Origin of the sequence: Streptomyces sp. enrichment culture (genome assembly GCF_964273255.1) — a bacterium.
In the GTDB taxonomy this organism is placed as follows: domain Bacteria; phylum Actinomycetota; class Actinomycetes; order Streptomycetales; family Streptomycetaceae; genus Streptomyces.
The window spans coordinates 5,341,124-5,355,559 of the sequence record NZ_OZ186835.1; the positions used below are offsets into that span (position 1 = coordinate 5,341,124).

General features: G+C 75.3%; 12 protein-coding genes. 8 read left to right on the forward strand and 4 right to left on the reverse strand.

Annotated features, from left to right (window positions below; translation table 11 throughout):
* Positions 1-109: 109 nt before the first annotated feature.
* The 5 genes from ACSU53_RS23215 (at position 110) to ACSU53_RS23235 (ending at position 5,111) form a co-directional block, all read left to right on the forward strand.
* Positions 110-1,351, forward strand: a complete 1,242-nt coding sequence (locus ACSU53_RS23215; RefSeq protein WP_437030617.1) for an NAD(P)/FAD-dependent oxidoreductase — start codon at positions 110-112, stop codon at positions 1,349-1,351.
* Positions 1,352-1,699: 348 nt separating this feature from the next.
* Positions 1,700-2,065, forward strand: a complete 366-nt coding sequence (locus ACSU53_RS23220) for an Rv2175c family DNA-binding protein (RefSeq protein WP_437030619.1) — start codon at positions 1,700-1,702, stop codon at positions 2,063-2,065.
* A gap of 285 nt (positions 2,066-2,350) precedes the next feature.
* Positions 2,351-3,082, forward strand: coding sequence for a thiamine phosphate synthase (gene thiE / locus ACSU53_RS23225; RefSeq protein WP_437030621.1), 732 nt, complete (start codon positions 2,351-2,353; stop codon positions 3,080-3,082).
* Positions 3,083-3,189: 107 nt separating this feature from the next.
* Positions 3,190-4,146: a methylenetetrahydrofolate reductase [NAD(P)H] gene (gene metF, locus ACSU53_RS23230; protein WP_437030623.1), complete on the forward strand. Its 957-nt coding sequence runs from the start codon at positions 3,190-3,192 to the stop codon at positions 4,144-4,146.
* A 23-nt stretch (positions 4,147-4,169) separates the two neighbouring features.
* On the forward strand, positions 4,170-5,111 hold the full coding sequence (locus tag ACSU53_RS23235) for a hypothetical protein (RefSeq protein ID WP_437030625.1): 942 nt from the start codon (positions 4,170-4,172) through the stop codon (positions 5,109-5,111).
* A gap of 358 nt (positions 5,112-5,469) precedes the next feature.
* Here ACSU53_RS23235 and ACSU53_RS23240 read toward each other — a convergent pair whose 3' ends face one another.
* From ACSU53_RS23240 to ACSU53_RS23255, 4 genes are all read right to left on the reverse strand, one after another.
* A complete protein-coding gene (locus ACSU53_RS23240) occupies positions 5,470-6,987 on the reverse strand; it encodes a phytoene desaturase family protein (RefSeq protein ID WP_437030627.1) in 1,518 nt (505 codons plus the stop codon).
* A gap of 452 nt (positions 6,988-7,439) precedes the next feature.
* On the reverse strand, positions 7,440-8,069 hold the full coding sequence (locus ACSU53_RS23245; RefSeq protein ID WP_437030628.1) for a TetR/AcrR family transcriptional regulator: 630 nt from the start codon (positions 8,067-8,069) through the stop codon (positions 7,440-7,442).
* Positions 8,070-8,104: 35 nt separating this feature from the next.
* Positions 8,105-10,189, reverse strand: coding sequence for a YhgE/Pip family protein (locus tag ACSU53_RS23250; protein ID WP_437030630.1), 2,085 nt, complete (start codon positions 10,187-10,189; stop codon positions 8,105-8,107).
* A complete protein-coding gene (locus tag ACSU53_RS23255; RefSeq protein ID WP_437030632.1) occupies positions 10,161-11,177 on the reverse strand; it encodes an ATP-binding cassette domain-containing protein in 1,017 nt (338 codons plus the stop codon). Before ACSU53_RS23255 ends, ACSU53_RS23250 begins: the two co-directional genes overlap by 29 nt.
* A gap of 177 nt (positions 11,178-11,354) precedes the next feature.
* On the opposite strand from ACSU53_RS23255, the gene ACSU53_RS23260 reads away from it, so the two are divergent.
* The 3 genes from ACSU53_RS23260 (at position 11,355) to ACSU53_RS23270 (ending at position 13,943) form a co-directional block, all read left to right on the forward strand.
* Positions 11,355-11,960 (forward strand): SAV_6107 family HEPN domain-containing protein, encoded by a 606-nt coding sequence (locus ACSU53_RS23260; protein ID WP_437030634.1) that lies wholly within the window; start codon positions 11,355-11,357, stop codon positions 11,958-11,960.
* A 332-nt stretch (positions 11,961-12,292) separates the two neighbouring features.
* Positions 12,293-13,132 carry a class I SAM-dependent methyltransferase gene (locus ACSU53_RS23265; RefSeq protein ID WP_437030635.1) on the forward strand — a complete coding sequence of 280 codons (840 nt, stop codon included), beginning with the start codon at positions 12,293-12,295 and terminating at the stop codon, positions 13,130-13,132.
* Positions 13,133-13,538: 406 nt separating this feature from the next.
* Complete coding sequence (locus ACSU53_RS23270; RefSeq protein WP_437030637.1) at positions 13,539-13,943, forward strand: DUF3040 domain-containing protein; 405 nt, start codon at positions 13,539-13,541, stop codon at positions 13,941-13,943.
* The last annotated feature ends 493 nt before the right edge of the window (positions 13,944-14,436 follow it).

The following is a 14,436-nucleotide window of genomic DNA, read 5'->3' on the forward strand; positions in this document are numbered from 1 at the left end:
GCAGGGGGGCCGGTGCCGGCGGGCCCGGCGGGCGCACGGGTGGGGCTGTGCGCCGGTTCACCACCCGACGGGACTGACCGGCGCGCCGACCGGTGCCTAAGGTGATCGGGTGAGCGAGCAGACGCAGGAAACCGCACCGTCCGACGCGCGCCGGGTGGTGGTGGCGGGCGCCGGCATGGCGGGGGTGCAGACCGCGGTCGCCCTGCGCGAGCAGGGTTTCACCGGCCCGGTGACCCTGATCGGCGCCGAACCCCACCAGCCCTACGACCGGCCGCCGTTGTCCAAGGCGGTGCTGCTCGGCAAGGCCGAGGACTCCGCCTTCGACGTCGACTTCGAGGACCTGGACATCGAACTGCGGCTCGGCTGCGAGGTCCTCGGCCTGCGCCCCGCCGACCGGGTGCTCGACACGGAGGCCGGGCCCGTCCCCTACGACGTCCTGGTGATCGCCACCGGGGCCGAACCGGTCCGGCTGCCCGGGGCCGAGGGCGTGCCCGGCGTCCATCTGCTGCGCACCCTGGACGACGCCGCCCGGCTCCGGCCGCTGCTGGCCGAGAAGCACGACGTGGTGGTGGTCGGCGCGGGCTGGATCGGCGCCGAGTTCGCCACCGCGGCACGCGAGGCGGGCTGCGTGGTCACGGTGGTCGAGGCCGCCGGCCTGCCCCTCGCCCAGGCCCTGCCGGCCGAGGTCGCCGCGCCGATGGCCCGCTGGTACGCCGACGCCGGCGTGGAACTGCGGACGCACACCCGCGTGCGGAGCGTCGAACCGGGGGCCGTCCTGCTCGACGACGGCACGCGGCTGCCCGCGGGCGCGGTGGTCGTCGGGATCGGCGCCCGCCCGGCCACCGGCTGGCTGACCGGCTCGGGCATCGAGCTCGGGGAGCAGGGCGAGGTCGTCGCCGACCACCGTCTGAGGACGTCCGCGCCGTCCGTGTACGCCGTCGGGGACTGCGCGTCCTTCCCCTCGCTGCGGTACGGCGGGCGCCTGCTGGTGCACCACTGGGACAACGCCCTGCAGGGGCCGCGCACGGTGGCCGCGAACATTCTCGGGGAGGCGGCCGGCGGGGAGCCGGCCGTCTACGACCCGGTGCCGTACTTCTGGTCCGAGCAGTTCGGACGCTTCGTCCAATATGCGGGACACCACGCGGACGCCGACCGGACCGTGTGGCGCGGCGACCCCGCGGACCAGGCTTGGACGGTCTGCTGGCTGCGAGACGGGCGCCTGGTCGCGCTGCTGGCGGTGGGGCGCCCGCGCGACCTCGCCCAGGGGCGCCGGCTGATCGAGGCGGGCACCCCCCTGGACCCGGACCTGGCGGCCGACCCGGCCCGGCCGCTGAAGTCGGCGGCGCGGTGAGCACGGGGGCGACGGGCGCGGACGCCACGGCGGGGTGACGGGTGCGTGGCGGGGCGTGACGGCGTACGGAGCCACGGGACCGTGGCGACGCTACGGGCGCCGGTGGGGGCCGACCCGGGCGGCGTATGTAAGGGCCAAGGGGCGTTGCGAGTCCGGGAGGGGTAGGGGGCCTGCCGATGCCGATGCCGATGCCGATGCCGTGCCGATGTCGACGCCGATGCCCGAGCCGGTGCCGGGTGTGTGCCCGGCCTCTCCGGGGTGCGGGCGGGCCGGGGACGCGACGCGCCCGTCGGCCCAGGTGGGCGGGCCCGGCTTCCGACTGTCGGCGCCGGGTGGCACGCTTGTCCCGTGACCGAGATTGACGCAAACATCGATGCTCTCGTCCCCGCCTGGCTCACCCTCCCCGACATCGCCGAGATGCTCGGCGTCGAGGTGACGCGCGTCCGGCAGCTGGTCAAGGAGGGCCAGCTCATCGCCGTCCGCCGTGGTGAGAACCGCGCGCTGCACGTCCCCGCCGCCTTCATCGACGGGGACAAGGTCGTCAAGGGCCTCGTCGGCACCCTGACGCTCCTGCGGGACGACGGTTTCACGGTCGAAGAGATGCTGGAGTGGCTCTTCACCCCCGACCCCAGCCTGCCGGGCACGCCCGCGCAGGCGCTGAGCGAGAACCGCGGCACGGAGGTGAAGCGCCGCGCCCAGGCGCTCGCCGTCTGACCCACCCGCACCATCCGCGGGCCGGGCCGTTCCGGCCGGGTCCCGCCGGGCCGCTCGGCGCTGCCCGGCGGGACCCGGCACCGGCCCGACGCACGGCACCGGCCCGACGCGCGGCACCGGCCCGACGCGCGGCGCCGGGCCACGGCCCGCGCGGCCGCGGCCACCGCGCGGCCGGGAGGGCGCCGGGGCGCCGGAACGCCACGGCGGCGCGCCCGCACCGCCGCGCCCGGCACCGCACACACCGCCCACACCGACGCCCGCTCCGGGACCTGGGGGAAGCACCGCATGCCCGACACCACCGCCGTCACCGCTCCGGCCGCCGCCGGCACCGTCCGGGGCCGACTCGCCGACGCCCGCCTGTACCTGTGCACCGACGCCCGCACGCGGCAGGGGGACCTCCCGCAGTTCCTGGACGCCGTCCTGGCGGGCGGCGTCGACATCGTGCAGCTGCGGGACAAGGGGATGGAGGCGGCCGAGGAACTGGAGCACCTCGCCGTGCTCGCCGACGCGTGCGCGCGGCACGGCAAGCTGCTCGCGGTGAACGACCGCGCCGACGTGGCCCACGCCGCCGGCGCCGACGTCCTCCACCTCGGCCAGGGCGACCTCCCGGTGCCCGCCGCCCGCGCGATCCTCGGGCCGGACACCCTGATCGGCCGCTCCACCCACGCCGAGTCCGAGGCCGCAGCGGCGGCCGTCCAGGAGGGCGTGGACTACTTCTGCACCGGCCCCTGCTGGCCCACCCCGACCAAGCCCGGCCGCCACGCCCCCGGTCTCGGCCTGGTCCGGTACACGGCCGGCCTCGGCACCGCGCGCCCGTGGTTCGCCATCGGCGGCATCGACCTCGGCAACCTCGACGAGGTCCTGGACACGGGCGCCCGCCGGGTCGTCGTGGTCCGCGCCCTCACCGAGGCGGACGACCCGGGCGCGGCGGCGGCCGAGTTCGCGAAGCGGCTCCGGCAGGCGGCCGAGGGGGACGCGGACGGGGCGGACCGGCGGACCGCGCCGGGCGCGGAATGACCCCGTTTCGTCTCAGCAGTGTCCAAAAGGTGGACAGCAACGCGGCAATTCCGGCAAATCTCCCCCATCCGGTTGGGGGACCGACAGGCCCTGGCTAACCTGCCGGTATGGCCCTCGGAACCGCATCCACCAGGACCGACCGCGCACGCACCGTGCGCGACATGCTCGCCGGTGGCAAGACGACGTACTCCTTCGAGTTCTCGGCACCGAAGACCCCCAAGGGCCAGCGGAACCTGTGGAGCGCGCTGCGCCGCGTCGAGGCCGTCGCCCCCGACTTCGTGTCCGTGACCTACGGCGCCGGCGGATCGACCCGTGCGGGCACCGTGCACGAGACCGAGCAGATCGTCGCCGACACCACCCTCACGCCCGTCGCGCACCTCACCGCCGTCAACCACTCCGTCGCCGAACTGCGCAACATCATCGGCCAGTACGCCGACGCCGGGATCCGCAACATGCTCGCGGTGCGCGGCGACCCGCCCGGCGACCCGATGGGCGACTGGGTCGCCCACCCGCAGGGCCTGACCTACGCCGCCGAACTCGTCCGGCTCATCAAGGAGTCGGGCGACTTCTGCGTGGGCGTCGCCGCCTTCCCGGAGATGCACCCGCGCTCGGCCGACTGGGACACGGACGTCGCGCACTTCGTCGACAAGTGCCGGGCCGGCGCCGACTACGCGATCACGCAGATGTTCTTCCAGCCGGAGTCCTACCTGCGGCTGCGTGACCGAGTCGACGCCGCGGGCTGTGAGACTCCGGTGATTCCCGAGGTCATGCCCGTGACCAGCGTGAAGATGCTGGAACGGTTGCCGAAGCTCAGCAACGCCGTGTTCCCCGACGCCCTGAAAGAGCGGATCCTCACAGCCAAGGACGATCCGGCGGCGGTACGCTCCATTGGCATCGAGTTCGCCACGGAGTTCTGTGCGCGGCTTCTGGCCGAGGGAGTGCCCGGACTGCACTTCATCACGCTCAACAACTCCACGGCGACGCTGGAAATCTACGAGAACCTGGGCCTGCACCACGCACCGCGGGCCTGGACCGGCCGCACCGGTGTACGACACACTGCGTAGCGGCCACTGGGAGAGGGGCGTACATGGGCTGGACGGTCCTCTACATCGCGTTCGGCATCGTCGCGCTGTGGTTGCTCGGCGAGGTGCTGCTGCAGTACAAGGCGCGGCTGCGCTGGCGGTTGCTCGCCTTCGGCGGGTTCCTCGGCGTGGTCGTCGGCGTGCTGATCCCGTCGGTGGTCGTCATCGGCCTGGGCGCCGCCGCCTTCGCGATCGGCCAGACCTACGTCACCCTGTCCTTCCGCCGCGGCTTCGCGGAGGGCTGGGCGGTCAACGCGCCGGGCCTGGCCGCCGTCAAGGGCCGCCGCGACGACCGCGAGGAGCCGGCCCTGGAGGTCTCAGGCCTGGAGGCGTCCGAGGGCTCCGAGGCCGCCTACCCGGACGAGTCCGCCGACCGCCGCCAGGACGACTCCTACGGCCAGGACGACGACTACGGCCGCGACGACGTGTTCACCCCCGCCGCCCGCCCCTCGGCCGCCGAGACCACCACGGTCTACGAGCCGCAGCCCATGCCCGACGACACCGGCTCCTACGGCACCTACGGGGACACCGGCGGGTACACCGTGCCCTCCCAGGACCCCTACCAGGACCAGTACGCGACCGCGGCCCAGGGCTACTCCTACGACTACTCCGGCTACGGCCAGCAGCAGGGCTACGACACCACCGGGCAGCAGCAGTACGCCGCCTACTCCGACCCGTACATCGGCAACGCGACCTACGGCGGGACCTCGTACGACACCGGCTACACCGAGGCCCAGCACTACGACCAGCAGACCTACGGCCAGGACGGCTACGCGGCCGGCTACGGCGGCGAGACCCCGGCCGGCGGGCTCTGGGTGCCGCAGCAGCGCACCGACGACACCTACGGCGGCGAACTCCCGGCCGAGCAGTCCTACCCGTACCAGGGCGACCAGCAGGTGCCGGGCAACGGCGCGGGCAACGGCTACGACGAGCAGTATCGTTACTGAGCGCACGCGGCGCGTGACAGTTCCGGCGCCGGACACGCGGCTCCTCCCCGGCGCCCGGCCCGCGCGAGCGCGACCCGAGCCCCGGAGCACCCGGGGCGGCTGAGGCCGGTGCCCGGCACGGCCCGGTACCGCGGTCCGGTGGCCGCCCGCGGACGCGCGGCACAGCTGCCCGGCCTCCTGGCGGTCCGGACCACACGCGGTCAGGCGTCTCCGACGACCCGGAGCGCACCCCGTCCGGCTTCCACGGCGCCCCCGGAGCACGCACCTCCGGCGTCACCGGTGCCCGGAGCGCGCCACGTCCGGCTGTCCTGTCCCGGCGGCCCCGAGCACACCCCGTCCGGCGATCGCCCTCCGGCGTTCACTGCGACCCGCGGAAGTCCGGGCCCTCCACGATCAGCCCGGCGACCAGCGCCCCCGACATCCCGGCGTGCGGCAGGCCGCCCCCCGGGTGGGACCAGCCGCCGACCGTGAACAGACCCGGCACGCGCGTGGTGTTGGCCGCGTGCAGCAGCCGCCCGCCGGCCGCCGCCAGGGCGGGCACCGGCACCGCTCCGCCCTCCGCCCCCGTCTCCGCCGCGATGTCGGCCGGCGTGCGCACCTCGTGCCACAGAAGGCGGTCGCGGAGCCCGGGCACGGCCCGTTCCGCGACCTCGATCAGCCGCCCGGCCCAGGCGGCCAGGTCCTCGGCGTCCTGCCCGTGCCCCCCGCCGGGCGGCACCGGCACGACCGCGGACAGGGTGACCGCCTCGTGGCCGGCGTCCGGGACGAGGGCCGGGTCGTCCGGCCGCAGCACCGTGACCGTCGGGCGGGCGGGCAGCCGGGGCCGGTCGCCGAACAGGGCCGCCAACTCGGCCCCGCGGTCCTCCGCGTGCACGACCGTGCGGTGCGCGGTGCCCTCCGGCCGCCCGCCGCGCAGCGCCAGCAGCACCGTGAGCCGGCTCGCCGCCGTCCGCAGGGATGGGGGCTCCCCGTCCCCGCGCACCGCGGTGTCCCCGCACAGCCGGTCCAGCACGCCGGGTGCCGCACCGGCGACCACGAACTCCGCGTCCTCGGCGCTGCCGTCGGCGAGCTCCACGCCCGCCGCGCGGCCGTCCTTCTCCCGCACCCGGACCACCTCGGCGCCGAAGCGGAACTCCACCCCGCGCGCCCGGCACCGGTCGTGCACCGCACGGGCCAGCTCCCGCAGACCGCCGCGCACGTACCACATGCCGAAGGCGTGCTCCATGTACGGCAGCACCGCCGCGTTGGCCGGGGTGGTCCGGGGGTCCAGGCCGAGGGCGAGCGCGTGGCTCTCCAGCAGGGCGGTCAGCCGGGGGTCGCGCAGCTCCCAGGCGCCCACCTCGGCGAGGGTGCCCGCGGTGCGGGTGCGCAGCAGCCGGCGGTGCGGGACGGCCGGGTAGGGCTCGCGTTCGGCCAGCACCTGCCAGTTCGGCCACAGGGGCTCCTCCAGCAGCGGGCGCCGGGTCCGGTCCCACGCCTGACGGGCCCGCACCAGGAAGTCGCCCCAGCGCCGGCTCGGGGTCGTGCCGAGGGCCCCGTCCAGAGCGGCGACCACACCCGCGCGCGAGGCGTTCGGCAGCGCGACGGCCGTGCCGTCCGCGAACACGTGCCGGGACGAGGGGTCGACCTGGACCAGCCCGACGCACTCCTCCAGCGGCTCCCGGCCCGTCTTCAGGAACAGGTCGCGGTACACCGCGGGCAGTGGGAGCAGGCCGGGCCCGGTGTCGAAGCGGAAGCCGTCCCGCTCCCGCCGGCGCAGCGCGCCCCCGTAGGTCTCCGTCCGCTCGTACACCGTCACCCGGTGGCCCGCCACGGCCAGCCGGGCGGCAGCCCCCATCGCGCCCATCCCGGCGCCGATCACCGCAATCCGTGCCATGCCTGGGACTGTATCCGGCGGCACCGGCGGGGCCCGGCCCGAGTACCGGGCCCCCATGACGCCACCCGGCGGGCGGCCCGCTGTGGGCGGGCGCGGTGCCCCAGGCGTGAGTACCCGTACTCAGGCGCCCGGATGAGTACCCGCGCGGATGGGCGCGGACCCCGGTGAACGGCAGAGTGGGGACCACGGAGAGGGGGCGCGGCTCCGGTACCGGCGACACGGGGCGCCGGAACGGAGGCGGCCCTCGTCCGCTCCTTCCGCCGGCGGGCGCCGGCGGGAGCGAGGCACGGGGGAGCCCGGGGGAGTGATCGCACGGGCTCCGACCGGGGGAACGCACGGGGGAGCAAGGAAGGCGCCGGACCGACGGTGGCCCGCGGGGGACGCGGCCACCGGCGGACCGGCGCCTTCGCTCATCGACCGCCGCTCACGGGCAGCCGCTCACGGGCAGCCGCTCACCGGCAGCCGCTCACCCGGCCCTGGAGCAGCCGGGACAGTGCCGCGTGCACGTCGTCCAGGGACCGCTCGGCCTGGAAGGACTTCCAGTCCAGCGCGGCGACCAGCACCATCCCGACCAGCGCCGCCGCGGTCAGCGGGACGTCGATCTCCTCGCTCAGCTCGCCGCGCTCCACGCCCTCCCGCAGCACCCCCTCGACGACCGCCACGGCCTGCTGGCGCACCACCATCAGCGTGGACTGCCACGCCCGGTTGGTGCGCCACAGCTCGGCAACGTACAACTGCGTGAAGGCCGGATAGCGGTCGATGAAGACCAGCCCCGCGCGGACCATCGCGTCCAGGGCGTCGACCGCGGAGCCGCCCGCCCCGGCCGAGCGGTCGGCCGCCTCCCGGAGCGAGGCGGTCAGCAGACCCACCCCGTGCCGCAACAGTTCCTCGAACAGGACCGACTTGCTGGCGAAGTTGTAGTAGACCGTTCCCTTGGCCACCCCCGCCCGCTCGGCGATCTCGTCCACGGTGGTGGCGGAGAAGCCCTGTTCGGCGATGAGGGTGACGGCCGCCTCGTAGAGTCTCTGCCGGGTGGCCTCGCGCCGGGCGCTGCCGCCCGACGCGGCGCTGCTGCTTTCCATGGCCCCGATTGTCACAGCACCGCCGCGCCGCCCGGTCACAGGCTCAGCTCCGGGTGCAGCTTGTCCAGGGTCCACACCTGGCGGCGCCGGGCCGACAGGGCGGTCAGCGCCAGCGCGCCGAGGGTGAACGCCGCCAGCACCAGGCACGCCTGCCACACCGGCCCGAGACCGCCGCCCGTGATCAGCCGCCGCAGCGCCTCCACCACGTAGCTCATCGGCAGGAACGGGTGCAGCGCCTCGAAGAAGCCGGGGCTGGTCTGCACGGGGTACGTGCCGCCCGCCGAGGTCAGCTGGAGCATCAGCAGCGCCAGCACCAGGATCCGGCCGGCCGCGCCGAACCGGGCGTTCAGCCACTGCACGATCGCCGCGAAGCACGCCGTGACCAGGCACAGGAAGCCCACCGTCCCGGCCGCCCGGGCCATCTGCAGCCCGATCGCCCAGTGCAGCACCGCCATCAGCGCCGCCGTCTGGAGCACTCCGACGGCCACCACCGGCAGCCAGCCCGCCAGCGCGATCCGCCACGCCGAGGCGCCCGCCGCCAGCGCCCGCCGGTTCATCGGCGCGATCAGCATGTACGCCACCATCGCGCCCACCCACAGCGACAGCGGGATGAAGTACGGGGCGAAACCGGTGCCGTAGTTGGGCGCCTCGTGCAGGTCGCGGGAGACCAGCTTCACCGGGTCGGCCATCACCTCGGCGCGCAGGCCGCGCTCGTCGGCGTCGTAGTCCGGGATGGCCTCGGCGCCGTCGTGCAGCCCGCCCGCCAGCTTGCCGGAGCCGTCGACCAGCTTGTAGATGCCGCCGTTCAGGTCGTCGGCACCGGTGCCCAGCTTGCCGATGCCCTTGTCGAGCCCCGACGCGCCCGACCCTGCCTTGCCCAGCTCCTCGTGCAGCTTCTTCAGGCCGGACGCCACCTTTCCGGCGCCCTTGTCCAGCGCGTTGATCCGGGTGACCGCGTCGTCCAGGTCCTCGGACAGGTTCGGCGCGCGCTCGGCGAGGGCCCCGGCCTGCTTCTCCAGGGTGCCCAGCCGGGTGTCCAGCTTCTTCAGCTCCTCGCGGTTCCCGGTGATCAGGGCGCCGACGTCCTCGGCGACACCGGCCGCGTCCGCCGCCGCGTCCTTCGCCTTGGCCAGGTCGGCGCAGGCGGCGTCGGGCTCCGCCGCCTCCTCGCAGCGGGCCCGGTGCACGCCGTCGAGGGCGGTGGAGGCGGTGCCGGCCTCCTCGGCGGCCCCCGGGGCGCGCTTCTGGAGGGCGTCGAGGTCGTCCCGGAGCTTCCCGGCCGACTCGGCGACCAGCCGTGCCGTGGAGCCGATGGCCTTCTCGTTCTTCTCCAGCACCGGCCCGACCGTGGTGTCCATCGCGTTCACCCGGTCGGCCAGGGCCCCCGTGCCGTCGGCGACCTTGCGCGAGCCGTCCTTGAGGCTGCCTGCCGCCTTGCCGAGGTCCTCCAGGCCCTTGGACAGCTTGCCGCTGACCCCCTTGGCGTCGGTGAGGCCGTCGGCGAGGTCCTTGGAGCCCTTCTCCGCCTTGCCGATGCCGCCGTTCAGCTCGTCGGCACCCTTGGCCGCCTTCTCCGTCCGGCCGTGGATGTCGGAGAACGAGACGAAGATCTTGTCCAGGAACGAGCGGGACGTCTTCGTCGACGCGGCCTGGCGGACCTCCCCGAACACCGTGCGGGAGATCTGCCCGACGATGTAGTTGTTGGCGTCGTTGGTCCGCACCTGGAGGGCGCCGGTCTCCGGCGTGTCCCCCGAACTGGAGGCGATGCGGCGGCTGAAGTCCGCGGGCATGGTCAACGACAGGTAGTACGTGCCGTCCTCGACACCGCGGCGCGCCTCCTCGGCGCTCACCTCGCGCCAGTCGAAGGTGCCGCTGTCGTGCAGCCCGTCCGCGATGTCGTCGCCCGCGGTGATCCTCTTCCCGTCCGCGGTCGCCCCCTCGTCGTCGTTGACCAGCGCCACCGGGATGCGGTCCAGACGGTCGTAGGGGTCCCAGAACGACCACAGGTACAGGGCGCCGTAGAGCAGCGGCAGCACCATCAGCGCGACCAGCGCGGCCCGCGGCAGCTTGCCCCGGCCGAACCGCCGGAGCTCAAGAGCGGCGAGTTTCGGCGAGCGCATCGGCCGCCTCCTCCTTCGTGTCGTGGTGCGGGGCGGGCGCGTCCGTGGCATCGGTGCGGTCCGGGGCGTCCGTCCCGTCCGTGCGGTTCGTGCCGTCCGTGGGGTCTGTACGGTCCGTGCCGTCCGTGCCGTCCGTGGCGTCCCCGGGCGCCGTGGGTGCGGGTGTGTCGCCGGTCTCGCTCCCGCCCTCCGCCCTTGCCTCCGCCTCCGCCTCCGTCTTGGCCTCGGCTGCGGACGCGTCGTCCGCAGTGGCGCCGGGGCGGGCGTCGTCCGCGGGGGTCTCGGGCGTGGTGCCGGCGTCCGTGCGGACGCGGACCGCGTCGTCGGGGGACTCGCTGCACACCGCCACGACCGTGGTGCCGGCGGCGGTGAGCGCCCTGAACAGGTCCCAGACCTCCTCCCGTTCGGCGGACGACAGCTTCAGGTCGACGTCGTCCACGGCGAGCAGCGCGGGCCCGCCGAGCAGCGCCAGCGCCACGGACAGGCGCAGCGCCTCCACCCGCTCCAGGTCCCGGACAGCGGTCCGCATGCCCTTGGGCAGGGTGTCCGGGACCAGTCCGGCCGACTCCAGCGCGGTGGCGACGCGCCGCTTCTCCTCCTCGGCCCGCGTGCCGCGCGGACGCAGCCACGCCGACAGCGTGTCGCCGAAGCGGCGCTGGAGCAGCGCCCGTTCCCGCAGGTGCTCGCCGACGGTCAGCGCCGGGTCGAGGTCCGTCACGCCCGTGACGTGTGCGAGCGCGCTGATCCGGCGCACCGCGGCCATCCGCTTCGGCAGGTCGAACCCGCCGACGCTCGCCCGCCCCCGGGAAGGCCGCATCCGCCCGGTGAGCGCCAGCAGCAGGCAGGTGCGCCCCGAGCCGGACGGTCCCTCCACCGCGATCAGCGCACCTGGTTCCGCGTCGACCGAGACGCCGCGGAACGCCCAGCCCCGCGGTCCCTTCAGGCCGAAGTCGCGGGCCGCCACGGCGGCTCCGCCCTGACCGTCCACTCATGCCCCCATGTTTTGAACTGTTTTTGAACTGACTGGTCAGTGCAAAAGCTAGCCCGAACGCCCGCTCGAAGCAAAGTCGCAGGTCAGAACGGATTGTCAGTGCCATACCTCACGATGTGTCATACGGCGTCCCGTCTCGGGGCGTGCCGTCACGAAGACGACAGGAGGTTCGTCATGGCCCACTCGTCCGCAGCCGCCGCCCGTCGGCGCCGCGCAGCCGGCCCTGCACCCTCACTGACCGGCCCGGCGAGCGACGTCCACCCCGTGCTGCGCCGCGCCGGGGCCCCGCCCGCCGCCCTCGACCTGCTCGCCCAGGCCCGTACCGGACTCGACGAGGCCACCGTCCTCGAAACCCCCAACGAGCGCTACGCGACGGCCCACCTCGCCGCCCTGCGCACCGCCGCCGCCGTGCTCGCCGCCCGGGGCCGGCCCGAGACCTCGCCCCGGGCGCGGGCGAAGATCCGGAGCGCCTGGGAAGTGCTCCCCGAGATAGCGCCGGAACTCACCGAGTGGAGCGCGCTGTTCGCGTCCGGGGCCCGGCGCCGCGCCCGGGCCGAGGCGGGCATCAGGGGCGCGGCGACGGAGCGGGACGCCGACGACCTCATACGGGACGTGGCGGTGTTCCTGCGCCTGGTGGAGCGGATGCTCGTCCTGCAGCCGGTCCTCCCGCAGCCCCGCCCCGACACCGACCGCCCCGACGCGGACCGTCCGCGCACCGGTCGCCCGCAGGCCCCGGACCCGGGCGGCGGTGCCGCACGGGAGATGCCGGACGCCGGCTGACGACACCGGGCCGTTCCGTCCGCGTCCGGGCCGGCCGCCCCGCCGCGGGGCCGGCCGCTCCGGCACGGACGCTCACCCGCTGCGGGACCGGACGGCCCGGTGCGGGCCGGGCCCCGGCCGCCCCGCCGCTGCTTGCCGTGCCGCCCGGTCGCCCGGTCGTACCGGACCCGGCAGGCCGGGCCCGGGCGGCGACGGCAGGTGACCGGATCCCGTGGCCGAGGCAATAGGGTGGAAGGCGCCTGAACCCCGCCCGTCCCGACCCCGGTCCGGGCGGACCGTCCGATCCGCCCCGCCCGAGGATGAAGGCGGTGCCGCGCCGAGGAGCAACTGCCGTGCCGGACCCGATGCGCCCGTCCGCCCCCCACTCCCACCCGCAGACGGGGTCGCCGCGCCCGGAACCCTCCCGGTCCCGGGCCGCGCTGCGGACCGCCGTGGTCTGGGAGGTCCTCCAGGAGGCCCTGGAGGCCCGGGTGAAGGCGACCGGCCGGCCGGCCCTGGACGTCCTCGACGCCGGCGGCGGCAGCGGCAACTTCGCCGTCCCCCTGGCCCGGCTCGGCCACCGGGTGACCGTCGTCGACCCCAGCCCCAACGCGCTGTTCGCCCTCGAACGCCGCGCCGCCGAGGCCGACGTCGCCGACCGGGTCCAGGGCCGCCAGGGCGACGCCCACGGCCTCTTCGACGTGGCCGAGCGGGGCGGCTACGACGTCGTGCTGTGCCACGGCGTCCTGGAGTACGTCGACGACCCCGCCCACGGCCTGCGCAACGCGGTGGCCGCCCTGCGTCCCGGAGGCGTGCTCAGCCTGCTCGCCGCGGGCCTCGGAGGCGCCGTGATCGCCCGCGCCCTGGCGGGCCACTTCTCGGAGGCCCACCAGGCCCTCGGCGACCCCGACGGCCGGTGGGGTGACGGCGACCCCATGCCCCGCCGCTTCACCGCCGACCAGCTCACCGCGCTCGCCGAGGGCACCGGGCTGCGGATCGCCGCCGTGCACGGCGTGCGGGTCTTCGCCGACCTCGTCCCCGGCGCCCTCGTGGACACCGAGCCCGGGGCACTGGACGCCCTGCTCCGGCTGGAGGCCGCGGCGGCGGAGCTGGCCGCCTTCCACGCCGTGGCCACCCAGCTCCACGTCCTGGGCGAGGCCCGCGAGGCCGACGGAGCCCCGGGGACGGACTGAACCACCTGGGATGCGGGGGGCCACCAGGACGGCCGGTGCTGCCGGTGCGGCCGGTGCCGCTGGGACCACCGGGGCCGCTGGTACCACGGGGGGCACCGGGGCCACCGTGGGCTGAGTCGTCAGGTGTGACGCGCCGCTGATCAGGGGCTCGTACGAAACCCCGCGCGCGCATGGAGTGCGCCACAGGCCCCCCGAATGGCGGCTGGGCGCCGTATGATCGAGGGAGACCGCCCCGGCATGACGGGACGGCCGCCGGGGAATGAGAGCCTCAGCGAGCCGGGACGTCCATGGCGGGTTCCGGTTGGCCCATTGGCGTAGAGGGGCGGGTTTCACGGGGGCGATTCCCTGCCTATCCTGTAGGGACCCCCCGGGTCGCCCCCGGCGACTGCACGATGAGGAGGACTCCGTGCCGCTCTCGGAGCACGAGCAGCGCATGCTCGAGCAAATGGAGCGAGCGCTGTACGCCGAAGATCCCAAGTTCGCGTCGGCGCTCGAGGGAAGCGGGCTGCGTACGTACACCCGGCGGCGGGTCTACCAGGCGGTCGTGGGCTTCCTCGTAGGTATTGCGCTCCTCATGGCCGGTATGGTCGCCCAGCAGGTCTGGCTCAGCGTGGTGGGATTCCTCGTCATGCTGGGCTGCGCGGTTCTCGCCGTGACCGGCTGGCGCAAGGCGCCCAAGCCCGGCGAGCAACAGACCGCCGGTGCGCCGGGCGCCCCGCAGGCAGGCCGTCAGGGCCGGCAGCGACGCTCGATGATGAACAGGATCGAGGAGCGCTGGCAGCGCCGCCGTGACGAACAGGGCGGCCATTAGGCCCGGACCGGTTCCACCGGCATCGCGCAGGCGCCAGAACAGCTGAAGACAGGCAGCAGGGGGTGACCGCCCGGACGGCGGCCACCCCCTGCCGCATGCCCTGACCCACCGGGCCACCCCTCCTCCGGTATCCGGGGCCCGCCCCCCGGCGCCCCACCGTCCTGCGGCACCGTGCGCCGCGCGGTCTCACGCGCCCGTCCCCGGCCCGTCGCACGCCGACCGCGCCACCTCACCGTGTGCCGTCCGCGGCCCCAGCGTGCGGTGGCCGTGAGAGGTGCGCTGATCCCCCCGCCGCGCTGCGGCCCGGCAAGTGCAAGGGGCCGACGCCCCGAACGCACCACGACGCCCACTGCCGTCCGAGCACAGCACGCGGCGCCCACAGTGCCCGGCAGCTCCGTCACCGCCCGGTCACGCCCGTGGCGCTCAGTGTCCGACCGGCTCCGTCCTCCCGGCCCGCTCACGCCCGTGGCGCTCAGTGTCCGACCGGCTCCGT

Bases quoted from the DNA above. Each gene is read 5' to 3' on its own strand.
- ACSU53_RS23260 (WP_437030634.1), top strand. From the start codon at position 11,355: ATGGCCCACTCGTCCGCAGCCGCCGCCCGTCGGCGCCGCGCAGCCGGC.
- ACSU53_RS23245 (WP_437030628.1), bottom strand. From the start codon at position 8,069: ATGGAAAGCAGCAGCGCCGCGTCGGGCGGCAGCGCCCGGCGCGAGGCC.
- ACSU53_RS23250 (WP_437030630.1), bottom strand. From the start codon at position 10,189: ATGCGCTCGCCGAAACTCGCCGCTCTTGAGCTCCGGCGGTTCGGCCGG.
- thiE (WP_437030621.1), top strand. From the start codon at position 2,351: ATGCCCGACACCACCGCCGTCACCGCTCCGGCCGCCGCCGGCACCGTC.
- metF (WP_437030623.1), top strand. From the start codon at position 3,190: ATGGCCCTCGGAACCGCATCCACCAGGACCGACCGCGCACGCACCGTG.
- ACSU53_RS23235 (WP_437030625.1), top strand. From the start codon at position 4,170: ATGGGCTGGACGGTCCTCTACATCGCGTTCGGCATCGTCGCGCTGTGG.
- ACSU53_RS23240 (WP_437030627.1), bottom strand. From the start codon at position 6,987: ATGGCACGGATTGCGGTGATCGGCGCCGGGATGGGCGCGATGGGGGCT.